This is a genomic window from Metapseudomonas boanensis (assembly GCF_042232855.1).
GTDB classification, from domain to species: domain Bacteria; phylum Pseudomonadota; class Gammaproteobacteria; order Pseudomonadales; family Pseudomonadaceae; genus Metapseudomonas; species Metapseudomonas boanensis.
Genome location: NZ_CP113889.1, coordinates 1874689 through 1892851 on the forward strand (window position 1 = coordinate 1874689; position 18163 = coordinate 1892851).

Consider the following 18163-nt stretch of genomic DNA (forward strand, 5'->3'; position numbering starts at 1 on the left):
ATCCACCCGCGGAGTGCAGCGGCGGCAGTCAGGCGAGTAGTAGCGCGTTTGTCTTTAATCGACCTTCAGGGGGCCCGAGGATTTCCACGGGTCCCTGACTTTTACGGCACCTGCTGACAAGTAAAGCGCGCAATGGAGGATTCTGCTCGTTATTCATCAAGGAGTTGGCGAAATAAGTTGAGGTGGTTTCCGCGAGTTCACCGCAAGGTGTGCTCGCGGGAGCGAATTCACTCGCGAAATGGCACGAGCCGTGGCAGGCCGCTAGTCCGCTTCGCGAATGAGTCCGCTCCTACAAAGCCTCCCCGCCTGACCGCCGTCGTGTCCAGAATGGCTCATGGGCGAAGCGCCGTTCCGCCTCGTAGTAACCGCGCTTCAGGGTGAGGTATTCGTCGATGTGTCGTCCTATGTCGTCGCCATAGGCTTGGCGTTGGAGCGCCTCCCCTGAGCCATCGGCGAAGTGCGCAGCGGCCAGGCGGGCGGCCTGGATGCCAGTGCTCAGGGCGTAGCCAATGCCCATGGACGACAACGGGTCGAAGGCCGCTGCCGCATCTCCTGCCGCTGCCCAGCCCGGGCCGCAGCACGGCACCAGCGATTGCGAGTGGGCCGGCCAGATCCGCAGTGGTTCTTCCGCTTCGCGCCCGCCGATGCGCGCTCGTGTCTGCGGTGCACGGTCCAGCGCGGCCTGCCAGAAAGCGAAGCGGCTGGCGTGGCTTTCCTGCAGCAGGTCGGAGTCGGTCATCAGCACCGACACCACCCTTCCGTCCGGTACCGGCGCGCTGTACCACCAGCCCTGGGGAACTGATTCGACCAGCGAGCAGGCCTCCACCGGCACCGTCGACGCCGCGTGATAGGTGGCGACGCCCACCAGTCGGTCATGCCGCAGCTTCTTCGCGCCGACCGCCCGTGCCAGCCAGGCGCTGCGTCCGGTCGCGTCGATCAGGTAGCCGCAGCGCAGCGGCACTTCGCCGTCCTCCAGGCTGGCCATGAGGCGCCAGCCCTCCTGCTCGCGGCAGATGTCCCGGAGTCGTGCCTTCAGCAGCAACTGGGCGCCGAAGGATCGGGCTGCGTTGGCCAGTCCGGCGTCGAAGCGACGTCGGTCCAGGTGCCAGCCATAGCCGCGACCGGTGAAGAGAAAATCGCGTGCGCGCACCTGGCCGTCGCCCCAGGCCGCGGTGAAGGCATAGGACGGGCTGAAACCGGCATCGCGGAAGGCCTCCCCCACGCCGAGGTAGTCCAGCAAGGGCAGTACGCCGGGAGACAGTGTTTCGCCAACCTTGCTGTGCTCATAGCCCGATTGTTCGACCAGCATCACCGAGAGGCCGGTGTAGCGGCGCAGGGTGAGGGCGACCGCGCATGCGGCCGGCCCTCCCCCTGCAATCACTACGTCTACGGCTCCCGGGCGCTCAGCGTACAAGGTGCCCCCGCAGCGGGACGGCCCGGCGGGTATCGATCTGCGGTCGTTGCGGGTCGGGTGCCAGGTACCAGGTATTGAAGAAGTTGGCGTCCGCACCGGTCACCGCGTTTCCGGCACTTGCGACTGCCACGCTGGCGGCGACGAAGCGCTCATTGTTGCGTTCAGTCTCCACGAAGTAGGGGAACAGGTCGCGGTAGGGGCCGGTCGCCTGGTTGGTGATGAAGCCCAGGTAATGCCACGCTTGGATCATCTCCGAGAAGCTGTTGATCCCACGGCTGTAGATCGACTGCAGGGCCGAGGGAATGCCGGACTGGTTCTGCGACTGTTCGGTGAGGTCGCCAGGCAATACGTTCCACGGGCTTTGCGGCGGCCACCAGTAGGCATAGTAAGTCGGCGCCTTGGGCACGCCGTCCTGCTTGTTCACTTCCGGGTCAGTGAAGTTGACGTACTGCACCGTGCACTGGAAGAAGTCCGCCTGCCAGGGAATGGCCATACGCTTGGTCAGGTCACCTGGTTCGCAGCCCTGGAAGGTTGGGTTCGGTGCGGTTTCATTCTCCTGCGGGTCCAGGCCGTAGTGGAAGTAGTAAGCCTCGTCATGTCGGTGGCGGATGCGGAAAGGCGATTCGTAGAGCTCGGGGCTATAGAGACTCCAGGTCACCTCTATGCCCGGGCAGAGTGGGCCGCCGACGCAGTTACCGACGCTGGCGCGGTCCAGTGCGGTGACGCTCGGCAGCGGTGCCGGCGGGTCCAGAGTGAACTTGCCGGCGGCCCATTGGCCCAGCAGGAAGTATTGGGTCCGGGTAAGCGTGAGGAACTTCGCCAGCACCGCGTTGCTGACCGAGTTGGAGCCCGAGTTCAGCGGCATGAGGGGGATGCCCGAGTCGCTGTCGAAGAGCTGGCCCTGCTGGCCGTCGGTGAAGCCGTTCTCACCCGGGTCGCGGAACAGGCGGAAGTAGGCCTGGCGGTACTCGGCGGCTTGAGGGCTGGCGTCGGTGGCGTCGAAGGGCGGCGGCGAGAAGCTGTTGAGTGCCGGCACCGAGGCCACCCAGCGGTAACCCCCGGGGCGTTTGAGGATGGGCTCGATGTCACGGCGGTAGTTGGCCACGTAGTCGGGGTTGTAGCGGCCGTTCTGATAGAGGGTCGGCAGTAGGCCGAGATCGCGCACCGAGACGTCGAAGATCAGGTCGTCGAGGGTGACGATGTTCTCCAGTTCCGGAGCGAACTTGGGTGAGCCGACGATGCACCAGGCGGTGAGGTTGAGCACCTGGCCATTCTTGAACGTCAGGGTGCAGCTGACCGGGCCGTCGGAGATGTCGTCATGCCAGCCATCGGCGCCGGCGAAGCTGGTGATCGGCTGGTTGCCGCCGGCATGGCCATAGCCGCCGAGCACCAGCAGGCGGCCCTGCTGGTCAGTGCGCATTTCGCCCAGGGTGTTCACCGGCAGGCCTTGCGACGGCGCTGGCGGAAAGGAGCCGTAGCGGTAGTCCGGCGGGATGCTGTCCCTGGAGAAGTCGCTGCTGCCGCCTCGTCCTTCAAGGGTGCGCGGGCCCGGGTCGATGATCAGCTGCTGACGCTGCTGCTCGTTGGTCACGCTCGCATTGCGCAGCGGCACGCCGACTTTCTCGTAACTATTGTCCGGGCCCAGCAGCAGGTTGCCCTGCAGCTCCTGGAAGTTGTACCAGGCGGCCTTCTTGTTCGCGAGGTGCACCGTCCATTGCAGGCTGGCCACCTGCGGGTCGTCGAGGGTGACTTCGCGAGTCGAGCCGTCGGCGGCCACCGCGAACACGCAGAAGCGTGCGGCCTGGCGCTTGATGCGGCCCTCGGGGTCCTTGTACTGGTCGACATAGATGGGCTGGCCATGGTCGAACAGTTGCTGACCCTGGGCATCGCAGGCAATCGGTCGGCCGCCGATGGTCTCCGGCGCCAGGTAGAAGGCGTCGGGGCTGTTGCCGACCCTGGCGATGCCGATGCTCGGGCCTATGACGAATTGGTCCATCTCCTTTCCTCCTCTGTATCGCGGTCTTCCATTTCCGCAACGGGCCGGGCCCGCCGCGGGGCTCGTACGACTAGTCGAAATAGCCGGAGGTGCCGGCGAAGAACTGGCTGGCGGGCATGGCGGGGCGCTGCTCCGGCGCCACGGTCTCGATCAGCAGCCCCTGTGGGCCGGGCGGCCCGCAGAGGACCACCGCGCCATCGGCCGTGAGGAGCAGACGGCCGGGTGTGCCGCGGTAGTCCCGAAGTGCTGGCGCAGCTTTGAGCAGCTCGATGCGCTGGCCGCGGAAATGGCTGAAGGCTCCGGGATAGGGCGGCGACTGGGCGCGGATCAGGTTGTGGATGTCCCGCGCTGGCCGGGACCAGTCGATGCGCATATCGCGTTCGTCGCGCTTGTGGAAGAAGGTCGCCTGGCGGCTGTCCTGAGGAGTGAAACTCGCGGTCCCACGCTCAAGCGCATCCACCGCGGCCAGCGCCAGGCTGGCAAACAGTGGCAGGGTGCGGTGAAAGATATCGGTGGCGGTGTCCTGAGGGTGGATGGGGACGATCTCCTGCAGGAGGATATCGCCTAGGTCCAGCTCGTCCTCGACCCGGTGCACGGTGACCCCGGTCAGGGTTTCGCCGTTGGCAATGGCCCAGTTGATTGGGGCGAAGCCACCATAACGCGGCAACAGCGCATCGTGCAGGTTGATGCCACCGTGGCGGGCTAGTGCGCAGATTTGCGGCGACAGCCAGGTTCGCCAGTTGGAAAGCACAAGCAGCTCGGCGTCCTGCACCTTCAGCTGCTCGGCAAGTTCCGGGGCGTTGGCATAGCGGCATTCGACTACGGGAATGCCCGCGGCAGTGGCCAGGTCGGTGACCGAATCTGACCAGAGGTTGTCCGCGGGGTTGTGGCTAGGCGGGTGGGTCACCACCAGAGGCACGTCATGGCCGCTGGCGAGCAGGGCTCTGAGGGTTTCGGTCCCCCAACGCTGAAAACCGAAGAATACGATGCGCATCCATTCGCCCATCCATGGCTCTTCCCTGGTGAATTGGACACTAGACTCGCGAAGGCAGAAGTCAAATGACGTTCATCGGCAAGGTGCCTGGCCGGCCAGCACCGCCTCTGAATGCCCGCGCTGGCGTAGAAGCCAGGCATCGCCGGCCTCCAGCGCCACCTCCGCCGGTGCAGGGTGGAGGCCGAAGCTCAGCAGGCTGTGGTGATAGGCGTAGGCGCCGCAATTGGGCAGTGCCAACAGGTCGCCCGGCTCGGGCATGGGCAGTGCTAGGTCCTCCACCAGCACGTCCTGCGGTGTTGGCAGGCAACCGGCGACGCACACCTGGTGTTCGCGTCGGCCTGTAGCGCCAACCAGCCGTAACAGCCGGTTGGCCTTGCCGTTGTAACCCCGGAGCAGGTTGTGAATGCCGCCGTCGACGATCACCCAGGTTCGCCCACGGGATTCGCGCACATCCAGCACGCGGGTGAGGTAGCAGCCGCTTTCGGCCACCAGGTAACGGCCGACTTCCAGCACCAGCCGCAGTGTCATTCCGGCGCTGGCCTGCAGCTGGTGCAGACCTTCGGTGAAGCGCTTCAGGTCCAGGGCGGGCTCGTCTTGCGCATAAGGCACTCCAAGACCACCGCCGATATCCAGGCTGTCCAGGTCCCGGTGGCCGGCGCGGCGCAATGTTTCCAGGCGTCCCAGCAGCCAGGTGGCCGGGCGCAGCAGTTGGGTCGGGTCCAGCACATTGCTGGCGACGTAGCATTGCAGGCCACGCAAGCGCAGTCCGGGCATGGCTTGCAGGCTGGGCAACGCCTCGGCCAAGTGCGCGTCGTCAATGCCGAACTTACTGCTCGCCTGTGCTACCTGGAAACCGTCGCGCGCTGCCTCCTCCAGCAGGGCGGCTGGCGGATGCACCCGCAGCAGCACGTCCTGGCAATAGCCCAGGTGCAGCGCGATGGCATCGAGCCGACGCGCCTCGATCAGGGACTCCAGCACGATCAGGCCCGGGCGGTGTGCGCAGAGGCGTTCGAGCAGTGCCGGGTGCTTGGCGGGGCCGGTGAACAGCAACTGGTCTGGCGTGAAGCCGGCCGCCAGGGCCGTCACCAGTTCGCCCTCGGAGCTGATGTCGGCGCCCAGGCCCGCTTCCCGCAGGAGTCGGCAGATGCCCAGCGAGGGGTTGGCCTTGAAGGCGTAATGCAGCGTCGCACCAGGCGGCAGCGCGCTGAGCAGGTTGGTGGCCTGGTGGCGGATGCGCGCCAGATCGTAGGTGAACAACGGGGTGCCGAAGCGTTCGGCGACCGCTGTCAGGGTGGCGTCGGTGGGATGGTCTAGCATGAGGTTCGTCCATGAGTTTTCACTGTTTTTAGCAGAAGGCAGTCCGGTATCCAGGGAAGGAGCAACCCATGAAAATCGTTCTGGCGTATTCCGGCGGTCTCGACACTTCGGTGGCCCTGCGCTGGCTGAAGGAAAACCATGACGCGGAGGTGATCGCCTTCTGCGCCAATCTCGGCCAGGCCGAGGACTTCCAGGCGATCCGCGAAAAGGCGCTGGCCAGTGGTGCCTGCAAGGTGATCATCGAGGATCTGCGCGAGGAATACCTGCGCGACTACGTCTTCCCGGCATTGCGTGCCGGCGCGTTGTACGAGCGGCGCTACACCATGGCCGCCCCCCTGGGACGCCCATTGATCGCCCGGCACCTGGTGCGCATTGCCCATGCCGAAGGCGCCGAAGCGGTGGCGCACGGCTCCACGGGCAAGGGCAACGACCAGGTGCGTTTCTATGCCGGAGTGGTCGCCCATGATCCGGCCCTGCGGGTGCTGGCGCCCTGTGCTGAATGGGAGCTGAAATCCCGCGACGAGGAGCTGGCTTATGCACAGCGCTTTGGCATCCCGGTAAGCGCCACCGCCGACAGCCCGTTCAGCATGGATGGCAGCCTCTGGGGTACCAGCACGGAATGTGGCGTAATCGACGACTTTCGCGCCAGGCTGCCGCGAACTGCCTACCAGTTGACCACTGACCCGCAAGAGGCGCCCGACGCCCCGGCACATGTCGCGATCGGTTTCGAGCGCGGTGTGCCGGTGAGTCTGGACAGCCAGCGCCTGGCGCCCATGGAACTGGTCCGGCGTCTCACCGAACTGGGCGGCCAGCATGGTGTCGGCCGCGTCGACATGGTGGAAAACAGCCTGATGGGCATCAAGAACCGTGCCCTCTACGAAAGCCCCGCCGGGGCCATCCTGCACTTCGCCCATCGCGAACTGGAGGATCTCACCATCGACTGCGACACCCTGCACTGCAAGGCCGAGCTGGCGCTGAAATACTCCGAACTGGTCTACCGCGGGCAATGGTGGTCGCCGCTACGCAAGGCCCTCGACGCTTTCGTGGAAGCCAGCCAGGCGCATGTCAACGGCAGCATCGCACTGCGCCTGTACAAGGGCGGGATCGTGGTCGAGGGACGCGAGACCGCTGACGCGCTGTTCGACTATGGCCTGACGGCCCATGACGGCGCCGACCGATTCGACCATCCGGCGGGTATCGGCTTCGCGTATGTCTGGTCCCTGCCCCAGCGGATTCGCGCCAAGCTCCGTGGGCCGGCCTCGGAGCTCTGAAGCGGCTGATCCGCAGCGTCGGGGGCGACCGCTGGGCGGGTCGGCTGCTAACCTGTGACGACCTTCCGGATGCGATGTCCCCGATGCTCAATCTCTACCACGCCAACGACCTGGAAAGCCTCGGCGAGCTAGCCTGCATGCTACTCGCGCAACCCCTGAAAGACCCCCTGGCACCCGCCCAGGTAGTGGTGCCGAGCCAGGGCATGGGGCGCTGGCTGACACTGCAGCTGGCACGCAAGCAGGGCATCGCCATGCATCTGGACATCCAGTTGCCGGCACGCTTCGTATGGGACGTCACTCGGCGGGTGCTGGGCGAGCTGCCGCCGCAGTCGGCCTTCAACCCGGTCACTCTCGGCTGGCGCCTATACGACTGGCTGTGCGAGCCGGAGAACCTTGCGCGCGCGCCGCGCCTGGCGCAATACCTCGACGGTGGCGACGAGCGCCGACGCCTGACCCTGGCCGCGCGCATCGCTGACGTTTTCGACCAATACCTGCTCTACCGCGATGACTGGCTGGATGCCTGGGAGCGCGGTGAAAGCTGCGGCCTCGGCCCGGACGAAGAATGGCAGGCGCTGCTCTGGCGCGAACTAACCGCCGAGGGCCACCCGCACCGCGCACGCCTGCTTGGCGATCTCCTGGCCCGGCTGCACAGCGGCGAACCCATTGCTGGCCTGCCCGAACGCCTAGTGGTGTTCGGCATCAGCAGCCTGCCGCCGCACCACATGCGTGTGCTGGATGGCCTGGCACAGCATTGCGAGGTCATCCTCTTTGCCCTCAACCCCTGCCGTGAGGCCTGGGGCGATATCCGCGACATTCGCGAACTGGCGAAGCTGCCTGAACCGGGAATCGATGACTGGTACCTGGACGTCGGTCACCCGCTGCTGGCCAGCCTTGGCAAGCAGGGGCGCGACTTCTTCGATGCGTTGTTCACCTTGGGCGGCCAGGAGGTCGGCGTCTACGCCGAGGACGAAGACCTCCAGGACAGCAGCCTGTTGAGCGCCGTGCAGAACGACATCCTGCGTCTGCGCACCCGCCGCTCCGAGGAACGCCTCGCCCTGCGCGAGGATGATCGCTCGCTGGAGGTGCACCTCTGCCACTCGCCGCTGCGCGAGGTGGAGGTGCTGCACGACCAACTGCTCGCCCGATTCAAGGCCGACCCCAGCCTCAGCCCCGACCAGGTGGTGGTGCTGACGCCGGATATCGAACGCTATGCGCCGTACATCGAAGCCGTATTCGCCCCGCGCGAGGGCGTGCCGCGCATCCCCTTCAGTCTCGCCGACCGCAGCCTGCGCGCCGAGCTGCCGCTGGTGGAAGCCTTCCTCGCCTTGCTGGAGCTGCCGCAGAGCCGCTTTGCCGCTGAGGAACTGCTGGCCTGGCTGGAGCAGCCGGCCCTGGCGGCTCGGGCGGGCATTGAGTCGGAAGACCTGCCGTTGCTGCGCGACTGGCTGCGCGACGCCGGTGTGCGCTGGGGCCGAGATGGCGGCCACCGCGCCCGCCTGGGATTGCCGGAGGAAGGTGCCTTCAGCTGGCGCCAAGGCCTCGATCGCCTGCTGCTTGGCTTCGCTGCGCCACCGCAGCTGGCCGGCGAGGCGCCGCCCCTGCTTGGGGATAACTGGCCGCTGGACGCGTTGGAAGGCGCGCGGGCGCAACTGCTCGGGCGCCTGGCCGGGTTCGTGCAGCGCCTCGGAAGCCTGGCCGACGACATGGCGCGGCCACGGCCGCTAGTGGAATGGGCCGACACCCTGCAGGGGCTGCTCGACCAGCTGTTCGACGAGCGCGAGGCCGGCGATACCCTGCTGCTGCTGTCCCAGGCCTGCGGCGCCCTGCGTGAGCAGGCCGAAGCCGCCGGCATCGAGCGCCCGCTGGAGCTGGCGCTGGTGCGCCAGCATCTGGTGGCGGCGCTGGATTCGGGCAGCGGTGCCTCGGGTTTCCTCACCGGCGCGGTGACCTTCTGCACCATGGTGCCGATGCGCAGCCTGCCGTTCCGTCACGTCTGCCTGCTGGGCCTGGACGATGGCGCCTTCCCCCGCCGTACACCGGCCGCCGGATTCGACTTGATCGCCCGCAAGCCACGTCGGGGCGACCGCGCCCGGCGCCTCGACGACCGCTATCTGTTGCTGGAAACCCTGCAGTCGGCGCGCGATGGCCTCTACCTCAGCTTCGTCGGCCGTGACCCGCGCGATAACGCCCACCTGCCGCCCTCAGTGCTGGTCAGCGAACTGCTGGAAACCATTGACCTCACAGCGACCGCCGGCGAGGGCAAAGCCAGCGAGCGCATTCTGCTGGCGCACCCGCTGCAACCCTTCGCCTCGGGCAACTTCACCGGCGCCGCTCACGCCGGGTTCGCCGCCCCCTGGTTCCGCGCCGCCCAGCGCCTGGCCGAGCCGCCACAAGCGGCCGCCGCGCCGTTCGCCCTGCCACTGCCGGAGCCGGATGCTGACTGGCTGACCCTGGAACCTTCGCAACTCATCCAGTGCTTCCGCCATCCGGCGCGCTTCCTGCTGGAACAACGGTTGGGCCTGCGTCTGGCCGAAGCTGAGGAAGCCTTGGCCAGCGACGAGCCCTTCGCCCTTGAAGGCCCGGCCTGGCGCGGCCTGCGCCAGTTGGCGCTGGATGCTGTCGAGCGTGGCTGGTCGGAGGACGACGAGCGACGCATCGCCCGTGCCGCCGGGTGGTTGCCCACTGGCGAGCTGGGCTATGCGCTCTGGGGGCAGTTGCGTGGACCGGTGCGCGCCTTTGCACCGCGCCTGTTCGAGGCACGGCCCGAGGAAGTCCCGCAGCCGCTGCTGGTGGATATCGAACTGGCCGGTGTGCGCATCCATGGCTGGCTGGATGGTGTCACGTCGCAGGGGTTGTTCGGCTGGCGCCTGAATCGCCTGGGCGAATGGGAGCTGGCGCCCTTCTGGCTGCGCCACCTGTTGCTCAACCTCGCTGCCGCGCCAGGCATTGCCCGCGAAAGCCGCCTGCTCTCGCCCGCCGGTGACTGGCAGGCCGGCCCGCTGGCCAACGCCAGGGAGCTGCTGGAGCCCTGGCTGCATACCTACCGCGAAGCCCTGTGCAGTCCCCTGCCCTTGCTCACCAAGGCGAGTCACGGGTTTGCCCACGGCCTGCGCAAACCCGGCCGCAAGGAACCCCTCGACGCCGCCCGCAGCAAGGCGCGAATGGCTTGGGAGGGCATCGATTTCGGACCAATAGGCGAATCGCAGGACCCTTGGTACGCCCTCGCCTTCCGCGACCGCGAGCCGCTGGGCGAACGCTTCGAAACGCTGGCGGAAACCCTGCTGGGGCCAGCGCTGGATGTCTTGACGGGAGGTGAAGATGAGGATTGATCCGATGCTCTGCCTGCCTTCGGCCGCCCTCTTTCGGGGGGAGAGGGAGCTTGCTTCCTGCCGAGCTGAATCAGGCGCTCTTCCTGTGGGGGCGAATTCATTCACGAAGCAGGCCGCAGGCCTGCGCTGCCGCTTGCTGACCGAGGGCCGCCCATGAGCCTCGACCTTCTCAACGACCCCTTCACCGGCCGCAGCCTGATCGAGGCCAGCGCCGGCACCGGCAAGACCTGGACCCTGACCGCGCTCTACGCGCGCCTGTTGCTCGAGCGCCAACTGGGTGTCGGGCAGATCCTCGTCGTCACCTACACCACTGCCGCCACCGCCGAGCTGCGTGAGCGCATCCGCGCGCGCCTGGCCGCACTGCTCGCTGTCTACGAAGGTGCACCGGCGCCGGACCCGGTGCTGGCCGGGCTGCATGCGCAGTACCCGGGTGAGGAACACCACCGCCGCCTGCTGCTGGCGGTGCATGGCTTCGACGAAGCGGCCATCTTCACCATCCACGGCTTCTGCCAGCGCGCCCTGCAGGACGCCGCGTTCGAGGCCGGTGGTGATTTCGACAGCGAATTGGCCACCGATGACCGCGAGGTGCTCGACGCCCTGCTCGCCGACCTCTGGCGTCGCGAGCTGTCCGAGGCCGAGCCGGCCTGGGCGCGTTTTCTCGCGCAGAAACGCATCACTCCGGTATGGCTGCGCCAGCGCCTGCGCGCGCATCTGGGCAAGCCGTACCTGCGCATCGAGCCGAGCGAGCTGGAGGCTGGCGACCTCTCCTCCGCCAGCGAGGCCTGGAGCCATGCCCAGGGCATCTGGCAGCGCCAGGGCGCGCAGTGGCTGGAGACGCTGACCCGGTTCGATGGCCTGAACAAACGCAGTTACGACGCCGCCAAGTTCGCCCTCTGGCAGGCGGAGTTGGACGCCTATTTCGCCGACCCGGCCGCCCTCTTCGCGGCGCCCACCGGTCTGGAGAAGCTCGCCAGGGAGGCATTGATCAAGGCCACCAAGAAGGGCTTCGACGCGCCACTGGATGCGGTGTCCGATGCCCTGCAAGGCGTGCTGGATGCCTTGGCCGAGGCCGAACCCGCCGGTGCGGCGCGATTGATCGCCCTGCAGGTGCGCCTGCTGGAAACCCTCAACCGTGAGCTGCCGGCGCGCAAGGCGGCGCAACGCCTGTTGGCTTTCGATGACCTGCTCAACCGTCTCGAGGACGCCTTGCATGGCCCCGTCGGCGAGGCCCTGGGCCAGGCCTTGCGTGAGCGCTACCCGGTGGCGCTGATCGACGAGTTCCAGGACACCGACCCGGTGCAGTATGCAATCTTCCGCCGGGTGTATGAGCACGAAGGTGACCTGTGCTTCGTCGGCGATCCCAAGCAGGCCATCTACGCCTTCAGGGGCGCGGACCTCGCCACCTACCTGAGGGCCCGTGAGGAGGCCGCCCGGCAGTACAGCCTGGATACCAATCACCGCTCCACCCCGGAGCTGATCGCCGCACTCAACCAGGTGTTTGCCCGGCCCCTGCCCTTTGCCGAACCCGGCCTCGACTACCCGCCCGTGGGCGCCAGCAACAAGTCGCGTGCGCATCTGGTGTTGCCCGAGGCCGACGCACCGCTGGAGCTGGTCTGGCTGGGTGACGAGCCCATCGGCAAGGGTGAGGCCGGCAGCGCCGTGGCTGTCGATACCGCCAGGCGCATCGCCGGGTTGCTGGCGGCCAGCACTCGCGGTGAGGCCTATTTCGAGGATAACGGACAGCGGATTCCGCTCAAGGGCGGTGATATCGCCGTGCTGGTGTCCAGTCACCGCCAGGCCGGCGATGTCGCCGCCGAACTGGCCGCTCGCGGTGTGCCCAGCGTGCGCCGTGGCCGCGACAGCGTCTGGCACAGCGAGGAAGCCGAAGAACTGGCCGCGGTGCTGGCCGCCTATGCCGAGCCGGGTCGCGAAGGCGTGTTGCGCTACGCCCTGGCCACCCGCCTGCTGGGCCGCGACGCACTGCAACTTGCGCGCTGCCAGGATGACGAGCACGCCTGGGACGAGGAGCGCGAGAATGCCGAACGCTACCACCAGCTCTGGCAGCAGCAGGGCTTCATGCGCGCCTTCCGCGCCTGGCTCGACGAACAGGGTGTGGCCGAACGCCTGATCGCCCTGCCCGACGGCGAACGTCGCTTGACCAACCTCCTCCACCTGGCCGAGCTGCTGCAGACCGAAAGCCTTCAGCGCCCCGGCCTGGAGCCGCTGCTGGCGTGGTTCAACGCCCAGCGCGGCGCCGAAAGCCATGGCGACGATGCCCTGCTGCGCCTGGAAAGCGATGCCGAGCGCGTGCAGATCGTTACCGTGCACACCAGCAAGGGCCTGGAATACCCGCTGGTGTTCTGCCCCTACTTGTGGGACGGCGCCCTGCTACGTCGCGATGAAGACATTACCTGCCACGCCGCCGACGGCACCCCGCTGCTGGACCTCGGCAGTGATGACTTCGACGCTCATCGCGCTGTGGCCCGTCGTGAGCGTTTCGCCGAGCGCCTGCGCCTGGCCTACGTCGCCCTCACCCGCGCCCGCGACCGGCTCTGGCTGCACTGGGGGCCGGTGGCGCTGCCCAAGGCGAAGAAGGACGGCGAGTTGCCGGAAGACGGCCTGCACAGCTGCGCCCTCGCCTGGTTGCTGCATGGCCGCTCGCTGGACCAGGAGGATGTGCTGGGCGCTCTGGCCAGCCACCTGGCGGCCCTCGATGGCGCCGGCTTGCGTCGGGAACTGGAAGCCCTGGCTGGTGCCAGCGCTGGTCAGATCGCCCTGGTTTATCCACAAGTGGATGAGGCCAACGCCCAGGGCGAATCCCGCGCCGAGGCGCCTGCCATCCTGGCTACCCTGTCGCGCACGCTCAGCAGTACCTGGCGTGTCGGCAGCTTCTCCGGCTTGGCGGCCGGCATGCACATGGAGGCGCCGGATCGCGACACCCTGGCCATGCCTTCCACCCAGGACCCGGGCACGGGCTTCTTCGCCTTCCCGCGTGGCGCCCGCGCCGGTACCTGCCTGCACGCCATCCTCGAAGACTGGATGCGTGACGAGGGCGAGTTGCCGGCGCTGGTGCAGAAGCACCTGCAAGGCCACGGTCTGCCGGACAGCTGGACGGAAATCGCCAGTGCCCACCTGCAGCAGGTGCTGGACACCGACCTCGACGGCCAGGGTATGACCCTGGCTGGCCTCGCCTCGGCGCGGCGTCTACCGGAACTCGGCTTCACCTTTCCGGTGGCCGAGCTGGACGTCGCACGCCTGCGCGCCCTCCTCGCCAACCCGGCCTTCGGACTGCCGGAACCGATGCGCCAGGCCGCCGAACGCCTGGAGTTCGACACCCTGAAGGGCTTCATGAAAGGTTTCATCGACCTGACCTTCGAGCACGCCGGGCGCTGGTACATCGCCGACTACAAGTCCAACTGGCTCGGCCCGGACGCCGGCTGGTACGACGGCGAACGCCTGGAGCAGGCCATCGCCGTCGAGCATTATCACCTGCAGTACCTCATCTACCTGGTGGCGCTGCGGCGCTTCCTGCGTCAGCGCCTGGATGGTTTTTCCAGTGACCGGCTCGGCGGTGCCTTTTACCTGTTCCTGCGCGGCATGCCGGACGCCGGGGTGTACTTCCACCGTCCTGCCGACAGCTTGCTCGACGCACTGGACCACCTGTTCGAGGAGGGCCGCGGATGAACCTGGCCGACTGGACCCTGGGCCCGCTGGAGCGGTATTTCACCGAGAGCTTGCAGCGCCTCGATCCTCAGGCGGATGCGTCGGTGCTGGCCGCTGCCGCGCTGTGCTGTCAGGCATTGGGGGCCGGCGATGTCTGTCTGCCGCTGGCGCGGGTGGCCGGCCAGCGCTTGTTCGCCGACGCCGGACCGGGCCTTCTGGCGCCATCGCTGGAGGCCTGGCTGGCGTCTTTGCGGGGCTCACGGCTGGTGGCCAGCCCAGGTGGCTATGCGCCGCTGACCCTGGATGGCGCCCGCCTCTACCTCAGCCGCTACCACGCGTACGAGGCGCAGCTGGCGGCCAACCTGCTGCAGCGCGCAGCGGCGCGGCCAGAAGTGGATGAAGTACAGCTCAGTGAGTCGCTGGCGCGCCTCTTCGCCCGTAACACCCAACAGCCGGATTGGCAACGCCTGGCGGCTGCGCAAGCGGTTCGGCGCAACCTGGCGGTGATTTCCGGCGGCCCCGGGACCGGCAAGACCACCACCGTGGTGCGCCTGCTCGCCGCCCTGCTGGAACAGCCTGGAGGTCAGCGGTTGGCTATCGGCCTGGCCGCGCCCACCGGCAAGGCGGCCGCGCGCATGGCCGAGGCTATCCGCAACGCCAAGGCCGAGCTGCCGGTGGGCGATTCGATCAAGGCGGCACTCCCCGAAGAGGCGCGCACCCTGCACCGCCTGCTCGGCAGCCGCGGCGACAGCCCGCGGGTGCGCCACCATGCCGATAACCCGCTGCCACTGGACGTGCTGGTGGTGGACGAGGCGTCCATGGTCGACCTTGCGCTGATGGCCAAGCTGCTCGACGCCCTGCCACCCAATGCACGGTTGATCCTGCTCGGTGACAAGGACCAGCTCGCTGCCGTGGAAGCGGGTGCGGTATTCGCCGAACTCTGCGAGGGGCGTGGCTTCGATGCCAAGGCGGCGGACGACCTGCAACGCCTGACCGGCCAGCCCGTGCCTGTGGATGACCCGCGCTCGCGGTTGGGCGACGCGGTGGTGCTGCTCACCCACAGCCACCGCTTCGCCGGCGACAGCGGGATCGGCGAGCTGGCGCGGCGGATCAACGGCGGTAATGCGCGCGGTACTCTCGATCTGCTGCGCGGCGCGCGCCCGGATCTGGCCTGGAATGCCGCGCCCAGCCCGGCGGCCCTGCTGGATCGGCTGGAAAGTGGCTATGCGCCCTACTTCGCTGTCGTGCGCAGTGGCGATCCGCAGACCGCCTTCACCGCTTTCAACGGCTTCCGCGCCCTCACTGCCCAGCGTGAAGGCCCGTGGGGCGTCGGCGGTATCAACGAGGCGCTGGAGGCCCGTATCCGCCGACGCCTGGGGGTTCCCAGCCGCGAGCGCTGGTACGTCGGGCGCGCGGTAATGGTGCGGCAGAACGACTATGCCCTGGGTCTGTTCAACGGTGACATCGGCCTGTGCCTTTCCACGCCCAACGGCCTGCGGGTGTTCTTCGAGGGTGACGAAGGCTATCGTCCCTTCGCCCCGGCGCGCCTGCCGAGCCACGACAGTGCCTTTGCCATGACGGTGCACAAGAGCCAGGGTTCGGAGTTCACTGAGGTGCTCCTGGCACTGCCGGAGCAGCCCAGCCCGCTATTGACCCGCGCGCTGTTCTATACCGGCATCACCCGCGCCAAGCAGAAGGTGGAAATCTGGGGATTGCCAGTGCGGCTCGCCGAGGCGGTCTCGACCAAGGCCGAGCGTGCGGCGGGGTTGGCTGAGCGGCTGGGGGTAGCGGCACTGGAACCCTCTCCTCCGTCTGCGCCAGCGCAAGAACAGGATCAGCTGAGCCTGTTCTAGGAGTGGAGCACAGGCCCTGTTGGGGCAAAGCATCAACCAATGAAGAACGGGGCCATCAGGCCCCGTTTTTCACTGCGTCGGCTTACTCGCCAGGAATGTCCTTGCGCAGTTTCACCGGCTCCACTTCCTTGCGCCCGCGAGCGATGCGCATGCGGATGTTGAGCGCTTCCACGGCCAGGGAGAAGGCCATGGCGAAGTAGACATAGCCCTTCGGCACATGCACTTCGAAGGATTCGGCGATCAGCACGGTACCGACTACGACCAGGAAGGACAGCGCCAGCATCTTCAGGCTCGGGTGCTTGTCGATGAACGAGCTGATGGTTCCGGCGGCCAGCATCATCACCAGCACGGCGACGATGATCGCGGCGACCATGACCGGCACGTTGGAGACCATGCCGACGGCGGTGATCACCGAGTCCAGCGAGAACACGATGTCGATGATGGCGATCTGGATGATGGTGCCGATGAAGCCGCCGGCCATGCTCTTGGGCTCGCCTTCGGTTTCGTCTTCGCCTTCCAGGCTGTGATACATCTCGGTGCTGCTCTTCCACAAGAGGAACAGGCCACCGAAGAACAGGATCAGGTCACGCCCCGAGATGCCCTGGCCGAATACCTCGAACAGGTCGGTGGTGAGCCGCATGATCCAGGTGATCGACAGCAGCAGCAAGATGCGGGTGACCATCGCCAGCGCCAGGCCGAAGAGTCGCGTGCGCGCCTGCAGGTGCGGCGGCATGCGTCCTACCAGGATGGCGATCATGATGATGTTGTCGATGCCGAGGACGATTTCCAGGGCCGTCAGAGTGAAGAAGGCGACCCAGATTTCCGGGCTGGTCAGCCATTCCATGATGCGTGATTCCTCGTGAGGTTCTAAGACTAGGGATGGGCACGAACGAGCCGGAAAGAGCTTACGCAGTTTCCGGCAGGTTCGGGGGTGTCATTCAGCGGCTGTCAGTGCGATCCGAACAGTGGAAAGACACCCAGCAACAAGGCGGCGAGGAGGATACACAGACAAATCATCACCGCCCACTTCAATGTGAAGCGCTGGTGGTCACCGAACTCCACCTTGGCCAGGCCCACCAGCAGGTAGGTCGAGGGTACCAGCGGGCTCAGCAGATGCACCGGCTGGCCTACGATAGACGCTCGCGCCATCTCCACCGGACTGATGCCGTAATGGCTCGCGGCCTCGGCCAGAACCGGTAACACGCCGTAATAAAAAGCGTCGTTGGACATGAAGAAGGTGAACGGCATGCTCACCAGCGCGGTAATCACCGCCATGTGTGGGCCGAGGGATGGCGGGATGACCGCCAGCAGGCTCTTGGACATGGCTTCCACCATGCCGGTGCCGGAGAGGATGCCGGTGAAAATGCCAGCGGCGAAGATCAGTCCCACCACCGCCAGGACGTTCCCGGCATGGGCTGCGACGCGCTCCTTCTGCTGTTGCAGGCAGGGGTAGTTGATGATCATTGCGACGCTGAAGGCGATCATGAACAGCACCGGCAGCGGCAGCAGTCCGGCGATCAGCGCCGCCATCAGGCAGGCGGTCAGGCCGCCGTTGACCCACAGCAGCTTCGGCCGACGTGCTTCCGGGTATTGCGACACGCTGATCTCGTCGTGGTTGATCTGCTCGTCCGGCAGGTGCAGCACGCCGAGCCGCGCACGCTCCCGCTTGCCGTAGACCCAGGCGAGACCGAACAGGGCGAGCGCGCCTGCAATCATGGCCGGGATCATCGGTACGAAGATGTCCGACGGATCCACGTGCAGGGCGCTGGCGGCGCGAGCCGTAGGGCCGCCCCAGGGGGTCATGTTCATGATGCCGCCGGCGAGGATGATCAGGCCGGCCATGATCAGCGGGCTCATCCCCAGGCGGCTGTACAGCGGCAGCAGGGCGGCGACGCAGATCATGTAGGTGGTGGCGCCGTCGCCGTCGAGGGAGACGATCAGCGCCAGCGCGGCGGTGCCCATCGAGACCTTCAGCGGGTCGCCCTTGACCAGTTTGAGGATCTTGCGCACGGCCGGGTCGAACAGGCCGGAGTCGATCATCAGGGCGAAGTAGAGGATGGCGAACATCAGCATGACGCCGGTGGGGGCGAGCTTGCCGATGCCTTCGAGCATCATCGGGCCGATGCCGGCGGCGAAGCCTCCGATCAGGGCGAAAACGATGGGCACGATGATCAGGGCGATCAGGGCGGACAGGCGTTTGGTCATGATCAGGTACATGAAGCAGATGACCATGGCGAAGCCGAGCAGAGTGAGCATGGCGGTTCTCCGGACGTGATTCGGGCGGGCGGAAGCGGATCAGCGCGAGGCCGAAGGCGTGCGGAGAACG

At 67.0% G+C, this 18163-nt stretch carries 10 protein-coding genes; 4 read left to right on the forward strand and 6 right to left on the reverse strand.

Annotated features, from left to right (window positions below; all coding sequences use genetic code 11):
* Window positions 1-289: 289 nt before the first annotated feature.
* The 4 genes from OXH74_RS08605 to OXH74_RS08620 form a co-directional block, all read right to left on the reverse strand.
* A complete protein-coding gene (locus tag OXH74_RS08605; RefSeq protein ID WP_375740849.1) occupies window positions 290-1414 on the reverse strand; it encodes a tryptophan 7-halogenase in 1125 nt (374 codons plus the stop codon).
* A complete protein-coding gene (gene lodA, locus OXH74_RS08610; protein WP_375740850.1) occupies window positions 1404-3410 on the reverse strand; it encodes a CTQ-dependent lysine 6-oxidase LodA in 2007 nt (668 codons plus the stop codon). Before lodA ends, OXH74_RS08605 begins: the two co-directional genes overlap by 11 nt.
* 70 nt (window positions 3411-3480) lie before the next feature.
* The gene (locus OXH74_RS08615; protein WP_375740851.1) at window positions 3481-4404 is read right to left on the reverse strand and encodes a methionyl-tRNA formyltransferase; all 924 of its coding nucleotides are present in this window, start codon (window positions 4402-4404) and stop codon (window positions 3481-3483) included.
* Between the two features lie 72 nt (window positions 4405-4476).
* Window positions 4477-5721, reverse strand: coding sequence for a diaminopimelate decarboxylase family protein (locus OXH74_RS08620; RefSeq protein ID WP_375740852.1), 1245 nt, complete (start codon window positions 5719-5721; stop codon window positions 4477-4479).
* Between the two features lie 68 nt (window positions 5722-5789).
* Between OXH74_RS08620 and OXH74_RS08625 the strand changes: the two genes are divergently transcribed.
* The 4 genes from OXH74_RS08625 (at window position 5790) to recD (ending at window position 15837) form a co-directional block, all read left to right on the forward strand.
* Window positions 5790-6992, forward strand: a complete 1203-nt coding sequence (locus tag OXH74_RS08625) for an argininosuccinate synthase (protein WP_375740853.1) — start codon at window positions 5790-5792, stop codon at window positions 6990-6992.
* 83 nt (window positions 6993-7075) lie between these two features.
* A complete protein-coding gene (recC, locus tag OXH74_RS08630) occupies window positions 7076-10321 on the forward strand; it encodes an exodeoxyribonuclease V subunit gamma (RefSeq protein ID WP_375741585.1) in 3246 nt (1081 codons plus the stop codon).
* Window positions 10322-10474: 153 nt separating this feature from the next.
* The gene (gene recB, locus OXH74_RS08635; RefSeq protein ID WP_375740854.1) at window positions 10475-14005 is read left to right on the forward strand and encodes an exodeoxyribonuclease V subunit beta; all 3531 of its coding nucleotides are present in this window, start codon (window positions 10475-10477) and stop codon (window positions 14003-14005) included.
* Entirely contained in the window at window positions 14002-15837 is a 1836-nt protein-coding gene (gene recD / locus OXH74_RS08640) for an exodeoxyribonuclease V subunit alpha (protein ID WP_375740855.1), read from the forward strand. The genes recB and recD overlap by 4 nt, the downstream gene beginning before the upstream one ends.
* Window positions 15838-15919: 82 nt before the next feature.
* Here recD and OXH74_RS08645 read toward each other — a convergent pair whose 3' ends face one another.
* Entirely contained in the window at window positions 15920-16681 is a 762-nt protein-coding gene (locus OXH74_RS08645; RefSeq protein ID WP_215376150.1) for a TerC family protein, read from the reverse strand.
* Window positions 16682-16785: 104 nt separating this feature from the next.
* Window positions 16786-18093 carry a CitMHS family transporter gene (locus tag OXH74_RS08650; RefSeq protein WP_375740856.1) on the reverse strand — a complete coding sequence of 436 codons (1308 nt, stop codon included), beginning with the start codon at window positions 18091-18093 and terminating at the stop codon, window positions 16786-16788.
* Window positions 18094-18163: the final 70 nt, after the last annotated feature.